Below are 19,148 nucleotides of genomic sequence, written 5' to 3' on the forward strand. Positions count from 1 at the left end.
CGCCTTGCTGCGCCCGGAAGGGCTGAAAAATGAAGAAAATGGATCAAATTTCGACGCGGGTCGTTTTTTGAAAAGTACTGACGGCTCGATAGCCGGAAAACATCCGGCTATTTCAGACCATCCCTAGTGATGATGTTTTTCAGGTGCAGCAACGCCTCACGACATTCGCAGACGCGTGCTGAGCGACTTCTGTTTACAGGTGGAGGTAAATCAACTTCCCACGGTTTGGGCCGCCGGTGTTTTCAGCACCAATGCGGACACCGCCATGGCCAGCAACGACAAGCCAATCGCAACGCTGACTGCGATATAGATGGCCTCGTTGAGCGGTTGGATCGAGGTCAGCAATGCGCCGAATATCGCGACGCCGAACGCGGAGCCACTCTGTCGACTGGCATTGAGCGTGCCGGCCGCCACCCCTGCCTTGGCGCGGTCAACCACGCTCATCAGTGCCGAAGTGGCGGCAGGGGTGATGATCCCGGCGCCAAAACCCACGGCCGGGTAACACAGTGCGATCCGCCAGTACAGCGCGTCACTTGCCAGGGCGAACAGCCCGATGAATCCCAAGGTGTACAACCCGAACCCGGTGCATAGCACAGCTCGGGGCCCATAGGCACGGGTCAACCGGCCGCAGGTGAAACTGCCGAGAGTGACCATTGCCGTCAACGGCAGGAATGCCAATCCGGTCTCCAGAGGCGACCATCCGCGATTCGTCTGGAAATACAGGCTCAACAGAAAGAACAGGCCGTAGAACACCAGCGCGGAAATCAGCGACAGAAAGGTTGCACCTGTGAACACCGGGTTGCGGAAATAGTGCAACGGCAGCATCGGATCCTTATGCCGGCTTTCGGTCACCAGGAATACACACCAGGCTGCACAGGCCAGGATTATGCCCGCATACACCCATTCCGAATTCCACCCCAGCTTTGCCCCTTCGATCAGCACCGCCACCGAAGTGGCCAGGGCGACGATGGCGGCGACCTGGCCGGTGAAGTCCAGATGGCGATTAGGTGCCAATGGAGGCGAAGGAGGAATACGCGACGTCAGCCATACGCCGACCAGAGCGATGGGCACATTGATCAAAAAGATACTGCGCCAGCCAAACAACTCGATCAGCACACCGCCAACAAGAGGCCCGGCCGCCATGGCAATACCACCACAACCTGCCCAGACACCGATGGCACTCGCCCGTTGATGGGTCTGCGGGTAGGCATTGTTGATCAGCATCAGTGAGCACGGCACCAACATGGACGCACCCACCCCCTGCAGCACTCGGGCAGCGACCAGTTGAAGCAGGTCAGTTGCCAGACCACATAATGTAGAAGCAACCGCAAACAAGACCAGACCAAGGCCGTAGATCTTTCTTGCCCCGCAACGGTCGCCCAATAAACCGCCCGTCAGCAGTAAACTGGCGAACGTCAATGTATAAGCGTTGATCACCCACTGCAGCCCGGTGATATCCGAATCAAATGTCTGAGAAATGGATTCCAGTGCCACGTTGACGATTGAAGTATCGAGAATGACAACGACATAACTGAGGCTTGTAGCGATCAGAACCTGTCGTTGGTAGCTACTCTTGATTTCCATGACTTCGCATTTCCTTTCCCTGGCGGCGGATTGACTATAAGCAGCTTTTTGCAAAAAATGCTTCGGAGCGTGTCGAAGTGTGTCTAGTCATGTCATCCTGAAAGCCGAGGTGATCCGACACACCCATGGAGCTCAAAGGAATGACCCAGCCTAAAATTTCTTCCATCGCCTACTTAATCGCTGAACCCGTGCGGGCGGTCATCCTGATCACCCTGTCCGACGGTGGCTCGTTGTCAGCCAGCGCACTGGCGGACGCCGCCGGTGTCACACCACAGACCGCCAGTTCGCACTTGGCAAAACTGCTCGATGGCGGACTGTTGACTGTTGAGATAAAGGGGCGCAACCGTTTCTATCAATTGGCAGGCCCCGACGTTTCCCATGTATTGGAAAGCCTCGCAGCCGTCTCCCCACAAACCAGTTCCTGGCGCAGCCTGCCCAATCGCGCCGCCCATGAACTGCGTTTTGCCCGTTGTTGTTACGATCATCTGGCCGGTCAAGTTGGCGTCGCGGTGGCTCAAGGCATGCTTGAGCGCGAGTTCATCGTCGAGTGCAATGAGCGTGAATATGCGCCTACCCCTCGCGGCATTGAATGGATGCAATCCCTCAATCTGGACAGCGGCGAGCTGTGTTTCGAAGCTCATGGCCAGGCTCGCCGATGCCTGGACTGGACCGAAAGGCAGCACCACATAGCCGGACCGCTGGGTGCACACCTGCTGGATACCTTCTGCAACCTGGGCTGGATGCGCCGATCCACAGGCACTCGCGCCGTGACCATCACCGGTGATGGCTGGAGAGCGCTCAAGCACCATTTAGGAGTCCAACACTTGCATGATCTTGAAACGCTGGCGCGCCCACTTGTTTCCGCCTGAAAACCAGCTATGCAAACTACTGCGCAGGCGAAAAAAACCTCTCTATTTCGCGGATGCGGCGCTCTTGGTCCAACCCTGTCGCCTGCCACGCCACAATGTTGTTCATTCGCTCATACCACGCAGCAACGTGGGGATACTCAAGAAAGGGAGCCTGGGTGCGCGGGATATGGCTCAACGGCGCGGCCAGATCGAAATCCGCCAGCGTCAATGCATCGCCCACTACGAATTGCCGAGTACGCAGATGCTCATCCAAAACAGAGGTATAGCGATTGATTGCCCGCAATGCTTCCCCAACCAGCGATTCATCCTCGACATGCCCTTTGAGGCGCGCCATGAAACGTTGCTCAATCAGTACCGTTGGCCCGCGGCGGAAATGCTCGGCAGCCCAGAACATCCACTTTAGGGTTTCGTACTTCGCGTTGCCCGCGGGCAATAAGGGCGCCCCCACCTTCTCTGCCAAGTAAATCATGATTGCAGAGGCCTCGAACAACACCACGTCGCCGTCGACGAATGTTGGGATCGTGCCGTTCGGATTGAGCGCCAGATACTGCGGCGTGCGATTCTGTCCGCTGAACAGATCGAGGAAGACGAACTCGACTTCCAGGCCCAGGTAAGCAGCCGTCGCCAGAACGCGACGGGTATTGCTCGAACCTCTGTCGCCATACATCTTCATACTGCTGCCCCCACTGCGCACTGATCCATTAGCCTTGTACTGTCTTGCAAGTCACTAATCATCTGTGCCGTCTCGCTGGCTTGGCGCACTGATTGGTAAACCGAATTGACCATGGGTGCTGCGAGATAGGAAGCCACACCCAGCATCCAGACTCTTTCCGGGCGGCTGGATCCTGGCAGGCTGACTTGCAGCTGCGCCGATACATAGGGCGGAGTGCACGGCATCAACGGGTCTACCTGCAATACAAGGCCGTCGTGGGTGGCATGGAAGTGCTGTTTGTGAAAACCAGTGGCGCATACCACGGCATCCACCTCTTCAATACCATCATGGCTGTCGTAAACCTGCCAGTTGCCCTGCCACTCAAGTTTCTGAGGCACCTGCGAGGCAAGTTGCAGGAGACCTTCATCGATGAATCGCAGCAAAGTGGTTGCCGTTTGCAGCGGTACGGCAAATAGATAGCGGCCAACCGCCTCCCAGCAATTTTGCAAGGCGGCAACCCGCACCGTCGGCGGGGCATTGCGCAGCTTCATATCGGCAAGATCCATGCAATGCACCAGAAGGTTTTGCCAGTCTGTCGCGCCACCGCTGGCCAAGGCCACTTCGCCGCGCAATCGTTGCGTCGGGTCAGTGGCCCGATCAACCTGCTCGCGTAGCGGGCGGCCGCTGATTGCCTTGGCAGAGCGCGCCACAATGCGCAGTAAATGCCAATACAACCGAGGACTCTCAAGGTTCAGCTGCGCAAAACGCACTTCATCCAAGGCCACTTTGCAGACCCGCGGTGTGCCCGTGCGCACCCCGGGCAAACGTCCGGATGGCGAGGCCATCAATACCTGGTGGCCGGCTCCGCACAGTAGCAACGCGCTGTCGATCGCCGAAAGCCGGCTGCCCAGGACCAATACCCGGGAGGGACGCTGGAAGAAATCAAGCAAGCGTTTTGCGGGATAAGGCGTGGAAAAAATACCTGGCGCACCGGCCTGCGCACTGACCAGGGGCGGCACGAAGGCAGTGCCATTTCCCGTGCAAATCAGCACGTCCGACGCCTCGATAGCGTCTCCTTCATCCAACTGCAACTGATAGTTGCCCTGGGCAATCACCTTGATACGACGTACCGCAGAACAAATGACCCTGTGCTCGATGCCCCTGACCTGGGCGAGATCGCGATACTGGGCATACCGTTCTCTGAGGTAATCCGAGACCCAGGAGCGCGGAACAAAAGCATCTTCGTCGACAGTGATCCCCTGCTCCTGGAGATAGTGCAGAAAGTCATTCATGTCCTCGTCAAGAACCGACATGGTCTGCACCGAGGTATTGCACAAGAAAAGGTCATGGGACGTGTTGAAGGCCATCGAGTTGGCGATGCCGTCGGAGTCGATGATCTCGATGCTGCTGACCGTGCCTGACCGTACAAGCTTGATAAAAGCGGCTACACCGGTCACTGCCCCACCAATAATGGCTACTTTTTTGCCGCTCGGATTTTGACGCATAGCTGTCCCCTGCACCCTAGAGCGCCTGCGCCTTGGCCAGTGCCGGCAATAGCAATCGTATGCCATACCAACCCCAGTACACACGGTGACAGGTGATCAATCCATTATCGATTTCCATCATCTCCATGAGGTCGATCTGTTCGCCCTTAGGGGTTTTCCGTGGGTATTCCCAGGTCAGTTGCCTGCCGTTGATGAACGCTTTATCACTGCGATACCACTCGGCGAGGTCACTGGGGAATCGACGCACACTGTCCTCCATGAACCTTTGTATATTGGCGCGCCCCATTAATATGCCACTGTCATGGTCGGGATAGACCGCCAGCACCAGCGGTGTTTCGAATACCGCGTCCTCAGCGTACAGGGCCGCTGTCGCAGTTAGGTCGCGAACTCGGACCGTTGCGTGCCACGCTTCATAGATATGGATTAATCCGGGATCGATGGACGAGGTCATGGTCTCTCCTGAGATGACGGGCAGCGCTGTAAGATGGCAGGACTATAATTGCCTCCAGGTGCTATATGTTTCGACCTGGCCCGAAGTGTCATGTCCGAGGCGCTGCCTGGTTGCACCCTATGCAACAGGCCTTTGTCATTCAGAAGCTTTTCAGAAAGCAACAGTTTGACTTAACGAAACAGTCACGCACGTCAGTGTTTCCATGCTGTTGCTGATGTTGCTCGTCCTGGGGCTGGCTGGCCTCGCAGGAACCTTCCTGATTGAAGCCTTCTTGAAAAATGGCCTGCATCTAACCCTCATCGTCATCCCGATCTTGATGACGGTGATTGCACTGGCGCTTGTTTCATTCGGTAGCTCGGCGGTCACCACGACTGTCTTGCTGGGCTTCTGGGGACTGGTTGCGACTGCTGCGCCCGTGGGATGGTGGACATGGCTGGCAAGAACGTTGCCAGACGCTGCTGAAGCGGCAGGGCACCTACCCTGTAGCTGGCGGCCCTTGAGATGTAATTTTGGCCAACAGTCGCAGGTTCTGCACCGCAGCGGCCAGCGTGAATTCATCGGTCGCGCCACTCATGCCACGTAGCCGCAAGCGATCCAATTTCAGGATGCGCTTGAGGTGGGCAAACAACATTTCGACCTTTTTACGTTCGTGGCGAGAGCGCTGATACGCCGGCGTTGCTGCAATGCGCCGAGCCGCATCACGAGCGGCTTCATGGACGCTGCGGGCGATCTTGCGAATCGCAGTGTTCGGGCAGCACTTGGCTTTCATCGGACACGTTACGCAGTCGGTCTGCCTGGATCGGAAGATGATGGTGTTGGCTTTGGTGACGTGCGAGCGTTGATTTTTGAAGGCTCGCCATTCGCTGCGCAATGCGTTGCCGGCCGGGCAGCGGTATTCCTCAGCCTCTTCATTCCAGTGGAAATCGTTGCTTCGCTGCGAGACTTCCAGGGGAATATCGTTGACCTTGGCGAAGACTCGCGCGTACTTGTCAGGATTCTGCCGGGCCCATTCGAATGCCTTGGCGAAGCGCTGCAATACGTCTCTAAGCGCTTTGCGCTTGAGCGGGTCAGTGAGCACTTCATCAGAAGCCGTGATAAAGGTTAGCCCGGTGTTGATCCCCTCGCCGCCCTTTCGACGATCTCATGGAGCATCTGCGAGAACATCGGGAGTTTCTTTGCGCTGTGTTCGGCTTCCAGTGTGAGTGCTGCCGCGAGGGTTTCGACCTGCTGATCCTTAGCCGCATACAGAAGCCAAACGGCCCTTGTAAGGGCTTCATACTGCAAACGCATCATCGCCAGAGCTGACGCATTGAGTTCTTACCAGCAGGCGCAGGCTTAGAGCGTGTTCCAGCGCCATGCCGCAAGCCACCATTGCGACCTCATGCCGTGTGCCGGGGAATGGAGGCAGCCGCACGTGTTGAGGAAATCAGAAGCGACACAGGCTGCTTCGGGCCGATTGTGTTGAAAAAGTCTATCCGGCCTGGCTACCCATGACTACGTCAAATATGAGCCGTGAACCTTCTGCGCAAAACACAAATTTCAATCTCACTCGCGACCTTTTCTGCCGCCCTAGAGCGCTATCCAACCACCTCAGTTGATGGCCGAGCAAAACATCTTCCATGAGTGGAGGCGTGTAGCGACTGGAGAAGGACTGCTTAAGAAAATACGCTGACCTTACGAAAGGAACACCAAGCGTCCAGGTTAGTAGGCTCGGAGATCATCCGGTACTCGTTAGGCGCGAGCGTGACCTTGTAGACCGGGATGTCGATTTCACTGCAGATCTTCAAAATCCGGAGTGCATCAGGATCCGAGATCCTAGCCCCAAGATGGACGGCCTTCAGGGGCGCAGCAACATTGAAACCTTTGACCTCACTATCGTCGTCTGGAACCACTAAACGCCACTCTCGCTCGTACTGCCAATCGACAGCCTTGCACAACGAGGCGGCAATTCCATAAAGCTCGTTGTAGTTTTTCTCCGGCGTTGGGCTCTGAGAATCTGCGTGACGTCGAACAGTTGATTTGTATATGCGACGGGCCATAGCGTGAGGGTTGGAAGCTGATTCCGATGAATCACGGCGATTCCGGCGCTACCCATGACCGTCCCAGCGATCAATACCACCTCGCCGAGCCCGCGCAAGCCACAGCCCAGGATCAACAGCGCCAGGGTAAAAAACAAGGCGCCTCGCCCAGCCATTTCCGCAATTGGACGCCCGGAATGGAGAAGATGCCCAGCAATGCCGGGGGCAAGGTGGTTACCAGCAAGGTCGAGGTAAACCCCAGCTCCAGCGTAGCCAGCAGCGGCCCAACGGTGGCGAAGATCAGGCGCAAATGCCGGCCCACAGCAGCCATTGTTGGGACACCAGCGCAACCGCGGCGCTCGTAGCACCGGCGATGTCGGGAATGCTTATGGCTTTCCTGTTCATAGCGCCTCCAGTTCAACCATGACCAGGCCTTTTAGCCTCCCGGCGCATGCTTCCTGCAGGGCATACGGAGCGTTATCCAGGCCCTTTATCGTGGTGCGCGGCAGCCCAATGAGGCCCTCGCGCTGCCAGGTATCCACTTGCCGCAACCATGCATCGAACAGGGTCGGGGCGTGCTCGTCAGCGCTGAAACCGCGCACCGTCACACCTTTGAGAATGAGCTGGAAAGTGTCCACTTCCACCAGCGCCTTCAGCGTCGCGTTGCGCGGGTTCAATTCAGCCGTCAGCGCACCGAGCAGCACGCAACGTGCGCCCTCCCGGGTCTGTTCGATGGCCGCCGCCAGTTGCTCGCCGCCGACCATGTCGACGATCACGTCGATACCGTCTGGGGCAGCCGCCGCCAGCTGTTCGCGGATCGAGCCGCCATCCCGGGTCACCACCGCATCGTAGCCCAGTTCGGTCTGCATCCACTGCGCCTTCTTCTGGCCGCTGGTACTGCCGATAACGCGCGTGGCCCCGAGCAACCGTGCGATCTGCCCGGCCATCGAACCAATGGCGCCAGCGCCGCTGGTGACGAACACCGTGTCGCCCGGACGCACCTGCACGCATTGCGTCAGTGCTGCGTAAGCGGTCCAACCGTGCCCCAACCAGGCGGCGGGGTCGACGGTCGGCGTGTTCACGACCTTGCATTGCGTGGCCGGCACCACCGCGTACTCCCGCCAGCCCAGCGGGTGCATGACCAGACTGCCGACTCGCAGATCGCAGCCGCGGCCTGCCTGCACCACCTCGCCGATGGCCCCGTCCGCCAGGGTGTCACCGGGGTTGAGCGGCGGGAAGGGAATACCCTTGACCTCTTCGGCACCCTGCTCTGCCATCAGGCGCGTTGAAATGGATACCCGAAACCAGCGGTTGCGCACCAACACTTCACCTGGGCCTGGAGCAGCGGCGGTAGTTTCTACGATGGCAAAATGTTTGGCCTTCAATTCCCCGGTAGTGTGGTCAATCAAAATGACCTCACGGGAAAGGCATATTTCTTCAGACATCGTTGATTTCCTTATTTCACTGTGTAGACACCTCGCCAGATGTGACGAGGGAGGCTCGCTTGTGCCGGAGCCACTATAGGAAATAAACACGGATATATTTCATTCGATTCTTAGGCGATCCGGATTCTCTCTTTGGCATTTCGGATCCTGTATCCCACAATTGAGCCGACGGCATTAGAAAGGAGTCTCTATGAGCTATCGCTTCACGGCCGCGGACCGGTCGGCGCCCACCCGAGTGGGCCAAACACCCTGGTTGCGCTCACAGCTTCCAGAAGAACTGGGCACTTGCTTCACCGACCAATTGCTGTTCGAGGATGGCCTATCGGTGGTCTATTCCAACTACCACCCGCGCCATCACCTGGTGGAAACCAGCACCCAGGAAAGGCAACGCGCCCTGACCGTGGCCATCGCCTTGGACGGCCGGTCGAGCAGCACCGCCTCCAATGGCCAACGGTTCGACTTCGTCTCTGGGCATAGCACTATCGCAGCCTACGGCTGCTTGCACGGCGAGCGCCATTATCCGGCCAACCAGGCGATTCGCCAGGTGCGCCTGATCGCCCAAGAAGCGCTGCTGCATAAATACGGCCTGATGGGCCTGCTCGAGAGCGGCGCCAAAGGACAATCGACCCATCACCTATTTTGTGGCAAACATGGTGCGGCGACGCAACGGCTGGCCGAATCGTTGATCCACCTGCACGACCACGCCGGCAGCCTACTGGACACCCACATTACCGCGCTCGGGCTGCTGTCCGAGCAAATCAGCCCATTCACCCCGCAGCAACCGACGACGACCATGGCCCATGCACAGAACCAGGACATCATGATGCGCGCCCGGAGCATCATGATGAGCCAGTACGACCGCCCTCTCACCGTCGGTTACCTGTGCACGACCGTCGGTACCAACGAGTTCAAGCTCAAACAGGGCTTCCGTACCCTGTTCGGGACCAGCCCGCACCGCATGCTTACCGATATCCGCATGGCCAAGGCCTGGGAACTGCTGGAAACCGGACTCCAGGTGTCCACGGTGGCCTATAAGGTCGGTTTCCAGCACCTGTCGAGTTTCAGCTCGGCGTTCGAGCGGTACTACGGACGCACGGCGAAATCGGTGGCGGGGCCGAAGGTCAACGGCAAAGAATGACAGGCTATGGAGTAGGCGAAATGCGCGCCGTTTTCGTCTGCCCGTTGAGGGTGGCACTCAGCCAGTTTTTACATCGCAATTCGGTCGCGCAGACTGGATCAAGCTCATGATCGCGGTCGCACGCTTGCCACTGCGTAACGAGCCTGCAAACAACCAGTTCGGGGGGGGGCAAGAGAGCCCATGGCCGTATCTGATTCTCGTATCCGCTTAAACGCCTGTGGCCGCTGCAGGATTACGCCTGAGTCTTGGAGGTGCTAAAGCTTTCCAGCATCCCCTGTGCGCTCATCGGTTTGCCCAGTAGGTAACCCTGCAAGATGTCGCAACCCAGCTCGGTAAGCATCTCTTGTTGTTCAGAGGTTTCCACACCCTCGGCGACGATCCTCAGACCCAGAGTCTGGCCAAGCGCTACTATCGCCGAAACGATAGCCGCGTCGTCGTTGTTTTTAGCCAGCTCGGTGATGAAGCCTCGGTCGATCTTCAGCTCATTGGCTGGTAGGCGCTTGAGGTAAAGCAGGCTGGAATATCCGGTACCGAAGTCGTCAATGGAAATACTTACTCCCAGCGCTGACAACTGATCGAGGACGATCAGCGCGGCTTCCGCGTCGCGCATGGCAGTAGACTCGGTTACCTCGAGGGTCAGAAAGCGAGGTGGCAGACCATTGCTTTGCAGTGCTGTACGCACGATGTCAACCAGTCCTGCATTGGCCAATTGTACCGTCGATAGATTGACCGCAATACTCCATTCTTCTTTACCTAGGGCGTGCCATTCGGCCATCTGCCGACAGGCTTCATTTATTACCCAGTTCCCGATTGGCACTATCAGCCCAGTTCGTTCGGCTAGGGGCAGAAAGCGGTCGGGCGGCACTAGGCCCAAGTTTGGATTGTTCCATCGCAACAGGGCCTCAACACCCGTCATAGGGCCGTCGGGAGCAATCATTTTCGGCTGGTAGTGCAGGATGAACTCATTCTGGTCGAGGGCCTTGCGTAGATCCTGCTGCAACTGCAGCTGCTGGTGGGCATTGATATTCATGGTTCTTTCGAAGAAACAGTAGCCGTTTCGACCTTGTTCTTTGGCGTGATACATGGCCGCATCAGCGTTGACCATAAGCTCATGGTCGGTATGGCCATCGGCTGGAAAAATGGCAATACCAATGCTTGTGGAAACATGTACTGTCTGCCGCCCTAAGACGAATGGGGCCTTGATATCTTCCACCAGGCGTTGGGCGAGAGCCGCAGCATCATCCGGCTCGGCGAGGTCGATCAGCAGTACGAATTCGTCGCCCCCTAAGCGCGCTCCTGTATCTTCGCCGCGCTTGGCATTATTGATACGCGTAGCCACTTCCACCAGCAACTGGTCGCCGGTGTGATGGCCGTAGGTATCGTTCACCATTTTGAATCCGTCCAAGTCCATGAACAGCACAGCAAACTGGCTCTTTTGCCGGCTGGCTTTCTGGATCGCCTGCTCAAGGCGGTCGTTGAGTAGGATGCGGTTGGGCAGACGTGTCAGATTGTCGTGCAGGGCCAGTTGCACTAGCTCACTGTTGGCGCGATCAAGGGAGTTGGCCAGTAGGCTGGTACGGACGTCGAGCATCGAGATAATCAGGGCAATTGCGCAGACGGCCAAGGTGACCAGGATCACCAGCACCACCAACCATTTACTATCGATACCTGTGTTGACCGCACCGCATATACTACCCAGCGGGAATTTTGCTGCTGACATGCCTGTGTAGTGCATTCCGACGATGGCGCAACCCATCACCAGGGAGGAGCAGAGGCGCGCGCGATTGATGTACTTGCCTTCTCCACGCAGGCGGAAGGCTATCCATAGCGCCGCTCCAGAGGCGAGGATGGCGATCAGCACCGACAGTACAAACAGCGACGGAACGTATTCCACCACGGGATTCATCAGCAGCGCCGCCATGCCGGTATAGTGCATGGCAGCAATGCCGATACCCATCAACACCGCGCCCACCAGCAGCCAAGGCAGCGGCATTTCCTTTTGGCATACCAGCCACAGGGCGAAGGCCGAGGAGGCGATGGCGATCACCAGCGATAGGCCAGTGAGGGTCAAGTCATAGCCCAATTCGATGGGCAGTTGGAAGGCCAGCATACCGATGAAGTGCATTGACCAGATGCCGGTGCCCATGGCGAATGAACCGCCAGCCAGCCAAAGTGCCGAGGCTTTTCCTTGGGTGCGCGTGACACGACCGGCCATGTTCAGCGCAGTATAGGAAGCTAAGATCGCGACAATCAGGGATAGCAGGACATATAGGCCGTTATAACTGCTTACAAGCATTGAAACTCCGAGAGTGTAGTCCAACTTTTTTGCTTATCGGCGGCACGGAAAATTTCTGAAGAAATCAGTTTTGGTGTAGTGGCCTGCCAAAGTTGCCTGCGCAAGGTAAGCGTTCGGGCAATACACGCTGCTCACCAGTTTTATATTTTGATCAAGGTGACGTGCTCGCCGAATTTAAACTTACTATGCCCCGGAAGAATCATGCCGTTTGACAAACCGACGCTCGTCGACCGCGCAACCTTGCTGCTGATAAAAAGTATGAGCCTGTATTCGGTGGTCACTGCTAGTCACCTCAGCCCGGACGCAAAGTTGCTCTATAAAAAACGCGTCAGCAGCGGAAACTAGCATTGCCCCTACTCCTTGCCCTCGGAAGTCATCATCCAATGACAAGGGAGGTAATATGTCCGAGCCTACCCGGCTGATGAAACAGTTCAAGTACGTGTAAGCTTATGGCACCGATAATGTTTTTACCGTCTTGTGCCAGCAGCACGGTATCGCGAGCGCTAAGTTCTAAAGCCTCAAGCTTATCTCGGATTAGCTTTGGCGAGGCTGGGTAGCCTAACTGGCCCAGGAGTTTGGACACTGATTTTTCATCGGCTAGTAAGGCTTTTCGAACTTTCATATTGTTCTCAGCTGGGTATTGCACAGGCTTGCCCACCATTTGTATTCGACTTGACCTGTCGTTTGCATCGGACTTAACCAGCACACTTGGTGACTGAGACCGGCTGAAAACGACCCAGGCTGTGTGAGAACGCGCTAAATACCTCGAAAACTGAGAGTCGCGAGGGTTGCCTATGGAATCAGCGGGCGGAAGCGCGAATTAGCTTAGTCAGTGACATAGAAGTTCGTAATGCCGTTTGGGCCGCGTCAGCGGCCAAACGGCTACTAACTGGCGCGCCAAGCGGCTGGGTTCACGCCCTGATCGCCTTAAGCAGTCCTGCGATGCCGAAGATGCTCATCATTCGTTTGAGGTTGTAGGCGAGCACATGAAGGCTCATCTCAGTGCTCACCCTCGGCAGGGTTTTGGTCAGGAAGTGGGTACTTCCCATCCAGTACTTGAGCGTTCCAAAAGGATGTTCAACGGTCTGTCGACGAACCCTCATCATCGCTGGATCATGTTCCCAGCGCTTCACACGGCGCTCCTTACCTGTCGTACATTGCTTTTGCATTGAGCAGGACTGGCAGCCCGAGAAGTAATAACAATGCAATAACATGCCGTCTTCCATCGACGAATGCCGCCTGGTCAGTAACTGCCCCGCAGGGCATCGATACTCGTCCGACGCAATAAGATAGATGAAATCCTGCTTGCCGAATCTGCCTTCGGCTTTGCTGCCAGATGTGAGGGGTTTCGGTACGAAGGTAGTGATGCCGGCTTGCTCGCAAGCAAGGATTTCCAGACCTTTGTAATAGCCTCGGTCGGCCACCACCGTTAGCGATTCAGCCTCGATTTCTTCACGCGCTTGGTTCGCCATATTGCTCAGTTGCCCACGATCATTACCAACGTTGGTCACCTCATGGGCGATGATCAGATGGTGTTTATCGTCGACCGCTGTTTGTACGTTGTAGCCAACCGTTTCGGTGCCTCGGCCGCTCGTGGCCATTGAGCGTGCATCTGGATCGGTAAGAGAGATCTGCTGGTCTGGACTGTCGTGGAGCTGCGCCTCAATGTCCTTGAGTTTCTGCATCTGCTGTTTCAGTGTTTCGATTTTTTCTTTCAGTCGCTCGGCCTTGGCCTCGGCCACTTCTGGCGTTGCCCGATCCGCCGAATCCATCGCCGCCAGATAACGGTCAATGCTCTGCTCGATCTGTTGCATGCGCGCCTTCACTTTGCCCTGGGTGAAGTTACGGTCGCGGTTGTTGACGGCTTTGAATTTGCTGCCGTCGATGGCGATGATCGATTGGGAGAAGAGATTGAGGTTGCGGCAAAGCACTACGAACTGGCGGCAGACACTACGAATGGCTTTACCGTTGTCCTTGCGAAAGTCGGCAATGGTTTTAAAGTCCGGGGCCAAACGTCCCGTGAGCCACATCAGCTCGACGTTGCGCTCGGCTTCACGTTCAAGCCGGCGACTGGACTGAATCCGATTGAGGTAGCCATAGATATAGATCTTCAGCAAGACCGCTGGGTGGTAGGCCGGACGACCCGTTGCAGCAGGATCGACACCCTCAAACCCAAGTACCCCGAGGTCGAGTTCATCGACGAAAACGTCGACCACTCGCACTGGATTTTCTTCGGCTACGTAATCGTCCAAGCACTCAGGCAGCAACGTAACTTGCGTCCGAGCCTCACCCTCAATAAATCGCTTCATGATCGCCCCCGATACGATCTAGACGATCAGAAGGTTAGACAATCACTGGCGTTTTCACACAGCCTGGGTCGCCTTCTGCCGGTCATGAAGTCGTGTCCCAATAGAAATGGATGTACTCGTATTCATACTCCGCGAACAGCGAAACGATGAACTCTGTCTTCATTGAGTACATCAATAACGCTCCGACGAAACCGGTCGACTCATGCAGCGGTTGTTTGAGCGGAGCGATCAATTCAAACGCCTGATCCGCAACCATCTGATTGAAAACAGCTTCCGAGATTTCCTCAAACTGAGCGTCAGAAACGTAGCCTGGGAAATAACTTTCTCCTCCAGGCCGCCAATCCATCCATTCCGCGTGAAGCCAGAAGTTTAATCCGTTTTCGCCTTGCCGTTTGGGGCGCGGGTTATCCTGATGATCTGCTGAGAGGCGGGGCATCGAAAGGCGATTGCTGGATAGGTGACGTAATAGAGACCGGGACAATCATTGTGCGCTCTCCAAAAAGTCAGTTGCTCACTGGAGAGTTGATCAAAGTCGCTTCTGTCGAACATGGAAGAACCTAAGGTTTACGTCGCGCTAATGGGCAAGAGCGCCCGATAGTAGCAAATTGCTTTCAATGATGTTTTTCGGGAACCGTCCGCTTTTGGCCGATTTCTGCCTGTCACGAAGAGCAGCCACCGACCCTGGCTGTGTGAAAACGTTTTAGAGCAAGTTTGACGGTCAGAGTCGAAACGAAAGTCGCGTTCCTACGCAAATTTCAGGTCTGCTGATTAACCAAACGCTGGCAGATTTTACGTAGCAACGCAGACTTCAAAACGGTGCATGCGTTTTCACACAGCCTGGGCCGATTGCTGCCTATGATCAAGGGCTAAAATCGACCCATAGCGGACTCACAGTGCAAGAACGTTCCCGTCATCTACGCTATTCCAGCAAGCATGATGCTGAAAGCGAGGATAGGAATGACAGTCCGCCGTAGAGATGATCTTACCTATTCAATCCTGCTGATCACTCCCGTTCTCCTTTACACAAGCATGGGGGGCGATCCGCTGTACACAGGCATTTGGTACCTCGTCGGTAAGTGTCCGCGGAACACACCTTGCATAGTTAAACGGTCGCCCATTTATGCGGCAGTAACACTTTAATAGCTTAGCCAAGATGCCTTCGGCGGGCGCTTACGGCAAAACGGCCAATGCGTGCGTTTGGCTCCAACACGCAGGCACGCAAGTCCTCATCTGAAGATGGGGTTGAATCTAGTCCTTGCAGAATTAATGCTAGGCCGCCAAGAGCGCTTGCAGGAGCGTCGCGACAAGCGGCTTGGGGTCGTCCTTGCGCCAGATGGCATAGACCCTGACCCGTGAAGGAAGCCAGGGCAGCTCGCGAAATATGACGCTATCTGCAAGAAAATCCCGAAGACTCGCTTGGACAAAGGTAATGCCTAAACCTGAGGCCACCAGCCGCAAGGCTGCCAGCAGGTCATCCGCCTCTACCTTGATGTCAGGCAAGAAACCGCAAGCGGAGCAGTTCTCAAGAAAACGCTGGCGGGCCGCAGGATTTTTTGACCGGGCCAAGGCAACCCAACGCTCCCCGTTCAAGTCTTGAGGAGCAATGCTCGCTTGCGTGGCCATAACATGTCTTTTTCCCAGAACAAGCAGTAGCGCTTCGCTTGAAACCTCCATGGACTCTATGTCTGCGCTCTCAGGAACTGAATAAACCAGCCCGAAATCGAGCGCTCTACCGAGCAGGGCCTCGGATTGTTCTGAGGAGCCCATGGGACGGAGTTCGAAGGTAGCAGCCTGATGGTCTGATTGCAGACCCGCAAGGGCACGCGGTAATACATTGGAGTGCATGGCCGCTTCGACATAACCCACGGCAATATGGCCTGTCTCACCAAGAGCGATACTGCGCGCCGCTGCTTCGACTTCAGATGCATGGGCGACCAAGCTGCGCGCCTCCTGAAGGAAAAGACGTCCTTCGTCAGTCAGGCGCATGCGCTGACGTGCGCGTTCGAATAACCTCAGACCAAGCTGCGCTTCAAGCTGAATGATTTGCCGACTCAAAGGCGACTGCGAGATATGTAGACGGCTGGCGGCTTGACCGACATTTTCAGTTTCAGCGACAGCGATAAACGCAACAAGCAATCGAAGATCTAAGGTCATGTGAATCGGGTCTCAAGTCATGTAGAACGCGTCTTGGACCAGAATAGTATTTTTTGCAATTATCCGTGAACTGTTTAAACGAAGAACGCCTTGAAGGGGATATATATATGCAATTCATCACGCTTTCGCGTCGAGTCTCGGAGCGTTTTTCCGATGCGGATTTTGCGCCTCATCTCGAAGCCGAAGCTCAGCGTGCCAGGGCTCTCTATCTGGAGGGATTTATCCGCAATATCTGGCACCGTGGTGACATGGGTGGCGCCTGCCTACTGGTTGAAGCCGAAAACGAGACTGCCGTTCGGGAAAAGCTGGCAACGCTGCCACTGGTAAATTCCGGGATGCTGGAAGTTACTTCTGTTGTACCGTTGAAACCTTATGGTGGATTTGGCCCAAGAATCCAGTAACCGCTCTTCGTCCGATAATATTTAGTACAGAGCCCAAGGAGGCACTCGATGCAATTCGTCAAACTAGGGTATGCGTCCGGGCCTCCCGTCTTGCGTCACTAAACCGGTTGCCACCTATGCGGCAGCAGCTGCGCAATATCACTTGCCCGTTGCCTCGGTAGGCGCCCGTTGAGCCGCGCCGACAGGATCAAACTCATGATCGCCGCCGCCCGTTTTCCGCTGCGCAGGGAACCTGCAAAGAGCCAGTTTTTTCGCCCGAGTACCCACGGCCGAATCTGGTTCTTGGCCCAATTATTGTCAACGGGCAACGCCCCGTCATCGAGGTAGCGCGATAGCGCCGTCCAGCGTTTTCAGGCTGTAGTCCAACGCTTTGCTGATAGCCGAACCATCGTGCACAAGATCACGCTGGGCGATCATCCAAGCATGTAGCGCCCCCATCACCGGCACCGCTTTTTTTTGCCGTATTCGGCGGCGTAAATCCGGCTCCAGGTCGCGGACTTCACCCTCAATTTCATACAGCAACTGAATATAACGCAGGGCCTGCTCGGCGAGCTGGCTCTTGTTGGTGGCGTGTAGTTCGAAAAACTTGCGCCGCGCATGGGCCATGCAGCCGATCTCGGTGACGCCGAGTTCGAAGCTGGCTTTGTAACCGCCAAAATCATCACACACCAGCTTGGCCTTCCAGTCTTGCAGGAAGTTGCGAGCATGCTCACCGGCGCGGCTGGGGCTGAAGTCGTAGACGACAGCTGCTGTTTCGCAGAATTGGCTGGTGGCGTAGGCCCAGACATAAGAACGGTGGGTTTTCTTCGAGCCTGGTGCGAGCATCTGCACCGGTGTACCGGCACCCAATCAGGTGTGGTGCGGCGACATCGCCTACATTTTGGGCCCAGGGGAAATGGCATTATCTGGCTGTCGTGCTGGATCTTTGCGCGCGCCGGGTGGTGGGCTAGGCATTGTCGGAAAGCCGGACGCCTAGTTGGTTATCAAGGCACTGGATATGGCCTACGAGCAACGTGGAAGGTCTCAGGGCCTACTGTTTCACTCAGATCAAGGGCCCAGTACGCGAGTCGTTTGTTTCACCAGCGGCTGTGGCGTTATCGAATGCGCCAGAGCATGAGTTGCCGGGGAAATTGCTGGGACAATGCGCCGATGGCGCGCGTGTTCCGCAGCTTGAAAACCGAATGGATACCGACTCTGGGTTACAGAACGGCCAAAAAACCCAATGCGATATCAGCCATTTCTTGATGCATCGGTACAACTGGATTCGACCCCATCAATTCATCGGTGGGCTGGCGCCAGCTCGGACCGAAGAAAAACTTAACGTCGTGTCCGGGATTAGTTGACTACTACAGGTATCTCGCTGGCAAACCAGCGGTGACGGTCTTTGACCTCCCCCTCAAATCGAGGTGTAATCGAGTTGCGCATACTTTAACGCCCACGCATCAGGACAACTTGGCTCACTCCAGCCTTGTTTCGAATAGCCGTCGCGTGCGTATAAGTGGAGGACTTGTACCATTCCTCCGCAATGTCCAAGGACGGAAACTCAATAATCGCAGCTCTATCCGAGGACGGAACGCCCTCAATTTGGCGCATATCATTTCGACTAACCGCAGATATCACGCGACCTTGATATGGCTTTAGAGACGGAAGGACTAAGGATGCGTACTCCGTATACGCATCTGGATTGTTTACCTGAATAAAGAACACCGCATATCCAGGCTTGTTGGGGCTGGCCATTTCGGGTTGCGTCTGTCCCGACGCAATGCTAGCCGCGAGAGATGTCAAAGTGACAAACGCTAGAACTCCGCTGGCGATCATACGACGGGGACTCAACTTAGTCATTTTCATACTGACGTTCCTTTTCTGCTCAGTTGCAATCACAGTCAGCATTGCAGAAAACGGCGATACAATCTAAGACCGATATGGACACATTTAAGACCATATGAGCATCACATGGATTTTAAGTTCTGGAGCAAGCTACAGATAATCCCAAGTTTTGAGTCTGTGTTGATAGCACTGTCTGATAGCGCCACATAAACCTAAAGCACCTGTAAGCAAATCGGGATCTAGTTTCTCAATGACCGCTATTGGCCGATTCTGTTGAAAAAGTCGGTCTGCCCAAACGGCCTGATCATTGTAAGGGGCCGGCGAACACACCTTCCGAGCCAGGCCGATAAGGGCGATTGTGTCCGCGTATTTTGATCTGACCCCGAAATGTTGGACGCCTTCTATGCCCGCCGTGCTTGAGTCCTGTATTCCACAGGGCTCAGGCCACTTAGCTTCAGCCTGATTCGCGAATGATTGTAGTAGTGTATGTAGTCCTCTA

At 55.9% G+C, this 19,148-nt stretch carries 18 protein-coding genes and 4 pseudogenes; 5 read left to right on the top strand and 17 right to left on the bottom strand.

Annotation, left to right across the window (positions count from 1 at the left end):
* Positions 1-210: 210 nt before the first annotated feature.
* Entirely contained in the window at positions 211-1,584 is a 1,374-nt protein-coding gene (locus AACY31_RS27170; RefSeq protein WP_339505427.1) for an MFS transporter, read from the bottom strand.
* Between the two features lie 140 nt (positions 1,585-1,724).
* On the opposite strand from AACY31_RS27170, the gene AACY31_RS27175 reads away from it, so the two are divergent.
* Positions 1,725-2,453, top strand: a complete 729-nt coding sequence (locus AACY31_RS27175) for an ArsR/SmtB family transcription factor (protein ID WP_258622161.1) — start codon at positions 1,725-1,727, stop codon at positions 2,451-2,453.
* A 16-nt stretch (positions 2,454-2,469) separates the two neighbouring features.
* Here AACY31_RS27175 and AACY31_RS27180 read toward each other — a convergent pair whose 3' ends face one another.
* From AACY31_RS27180 to AACY31_RS27190, 3 genes are read right to left on the bottom strand one after another with little or no spacing between them, the layout of a single operon-like run.
* Positions 2,470-3,126: a glutathione S-transferase family protein gene (locus AACY31_RS27180; protein WP_339505431.1), complete on the bottom strand. Its 657-nt coding sequence runs from the start codon at positions 3,124-3,126 to the stop codon at positions 2,470-2,472.
* Positions 3,123-4,610, bottom strand: coding sequence for an FAD/NAD(P)-binding protein (locus AACY31_RS27185; protein ID WP_339505432.1), 1,488 nt, complete (start codon positions 4,608-4,610; stop codon positions 3,123-3,125). Before AACY31_RS27185 ends, AACY31_RS27180 begins: the two co-directional genes overlap by 4 nt.
* A 16-nt stretch (positions 4,611-4,626) precedes the next feature.
* Positions 4,627-5,061 (bottom strand): nuclear transport factor 2 family protein, encoded by a 435-nt coding sequence (locus tag AACY31_RS27190; protein ID WP_339505433.1) that lies wholly within the window; start codon positions 5,059-5,061, stop codon positions 4,627-4,629.
* 175 nt (positions 5,062-5,236) lie between these two features.
* Here AACY31_RS27190 and AACY31_RS27195 point away from each other — a divergent pair.
* Positions 5,237-5,539 (top strand): annotated as a pseudogene (locus AACY31_RS27195) (MFS transporter); the annotation flags it as partial.
* Here the strand turns inward: AACY31_RS27195 and AACY31_RS27200 are convergent.
* The 4 genes and pseudogenes from AACY31_RS27200 to AACY31_RS27215 all read right to left on the bottom strand — a co-directional run.
* Positions 5,537-6,001: pseudogene (locus AACY31_RS27200) on the bottom strand (transposase); the annotation flags it as partial. The pseudogenes AACY31_RS27195 and AACY31_RS27200 overlap by 3 nt on opposite strands.
* Positions 6,002-6,162: 161 nt before the next feature.
* Positions 6,163-6,354 (bottom strand): DUF6988 family protein, encoded by a 192-nt coding sequence (locus tag AACY31_RS29140; RefSeq protein WP_445261583.1) that lies wholly within the window; start codon positions 6,352-6,354, stop codon positions 6,163-6,165.
* 858 nt (positions 6,355-7,212) lie between these two features.
* Positions 7,213-7,410 (bottom strand): hypothetical protein, encoded by a 198-nt coding sequence (locus tag AACY31_RS27210; protein WP_339505434.1) that lies wholly within the window; start codon positions 7,408-7,410, stop codon positions 7,213-7,215.
* A gap of 70 nt (positions 7,411-7,480) precedes the next feature.
* A complete protein-coding gene (locus AACY31_RS27215; RefSeq protein ID WP_339505435.1) occupies positions 7,481-8,524 on the bottom strand; it encodes an MDR family NADP-dependent oxidoreductase in 1,044 nt (347 codons plus the stop codon).
* Positions 8,525-8,714: 190 nt separating this feature from the next.
* Here AACY31_RS27215 and AACY31_RS27220 point away from each other — a divergent pair, with 190 nt between their 5' ends.
* Positions 8,715-9,662, top strand: a complete 948-nt coding sequence (locus tag AACY31_RS27220; RefSeq protein WP_339505436.1) for a helix-turn-helix transcriptional regulator — start codon at positions 8,715-8,717, stop codon at positions 9,660-9,662.
* Between the two features lie 232 nt (positions 9,663-9,894).
* Here the strand turns inward: AACY31_RS27220 and AACY31_RS27225 are convergent, their stop codons facing one another.
* The 6 genes from AACY31_RS27225 to AACY31_RS27250 form a co-directional block, all read right to left on the bottom strand.
* Positions 9,895-11,958 (bottom strand): putative bifunctional diguanylate cyclase/phosphodiesterase, encoded by a 2,064-nt coding sequence (locus AACY31_RS27225; protein WP_339505438.1) that lies wholly within the window; start codon positions 11,956-11,958, stop codon positions 9,895-9,897.
* A 183-nt stretch (positions 11,959-12,141) separates the two neighbouring features.
* Positions 12,142-12,306, bottom strand: a complete 165-nt coding sequence (locus AACY31_RS27230) for a hypothetical protein (protein ID WP_339505439.1) — start codon at positions 12,304-12,306, stop codon at positions 12,142-12,144.
* 28 nt (positions 12,307-12,334) lie between these two features.
* A complete protein-coding gene (locus AACY31_RS27235) occupies positions 12,335-12,580 on the bottom strand; it encodes a hypothetical protein (RefSeq protein ID WP_339505440.1) in 246 nt (81 codons plus the stop codon).
* A 289-nt stretch (positions 12,581-12,869) separates the two neighbouring features.
* Positions 12,870-14,267: an IS1182 family transposase gene (locus tag AACY31_RS27240; protein WP_339505441.1), complete on the bottom strand. Its 1,398-nt coding sequence runs from the start codon at positions 14,265-14,267 to the stop codon at positions 12,870-12,872.
* Positions 14,268-14,349: 82 nt separating this feature from the next.
* On the bottom strand, positions 14,350-14,703 hold the full coding sequence (locus AACY31_RS27245) for a hypothetical protein (protein ID WP_339505442.1): 354 nt from the start codon (positions 14,701-14,703) through the stop codon (positions 14,350-14,352).
* An 833-nt stretch (positions 14,704-15,536) separates the two neighbouring features.
* Complete coding sequence (locus AACY31_RS27250) at positions 15,537-16,421, bottom strand: LysR family transcriptional regulator (RefSeq protein ID WP_339505443.1); 885 nt, start codon at positions 16,419-16,421, stop codon at positions 15,537-15,539.
* Positions 16,422-16,528: 107 nt separating this feature from the next.
* Here AACY31_RS27250 and AACY31_RS27255 point away from each other — a divergent pair, with 107 nt between their 5' ends.
* A complete protein-coding gene (locus AACY31_RS27255; RefSeq protein WP_095055732.1) occupies positions 16,529-16,822 on the top strand; it encodes a muconolactone Delta-isomerase family protein in 294 nt (97 codons plus the stop codon).
* A 98-nt stretch (positions 16,823-16,920) separates the two neighbouring features.
* Here AACY31_RS27255 and tnpC read toward each other — a convergent pair.
* A pseudogene (gene tnpC, locus AACY31_RS27260) lies at positions 16,921-17,659 on the bottom strand (IS66 family transposase); the annotation flags it as partial.
* Between tnpC and AACY31_RS27265 the strand changes: the two are divergent.
* A pseudogene (locus tag AACY31_RS27265) lies at positions 17,658-18,165 on the top strand (IS3 family transposase); the annotation flags it as partial. The pseudogenes tnpC and AACY31_RS27265 sit on opposite strands and share 2 nt — an antisense overlap.
* A gap of 85 nt (positions 18,166-18,250) precedes the next feature.
* Here AACY31_RS27265 and AACY31_RS27270 read toward each other — a convergent pair.
* On the bottom strand, positions 18,251-18,670 hold the full coding sequence (locus AACY31_RS27270; RefSeq protein ID WP_339505444.1) for a DUF1330 domain-containing protein: 420 nt from the start codon (positions 18,668-18,670) through the stop codon (positions 18,251-18,253).
* Between the two features lie 380 nt (positions 18,671-19,050).
* The coding region (locus AACY31_RS27275) for an IS3 family transposase (protein ID WP_146186410.1) at positions 19,051-19,148 on the bottom strand (98 nt) is incomplete at its 5' end.

The organism is Pseudomonas sp. RL_105y_Pfl2_101, from assembly GCF_963970585.1.
Lineage (GTDB): Bacteria > Pseudomonadota > Gammaproteobacteria > Pseudomonadales > Pseudomonadaceae > Aquipseudomonas.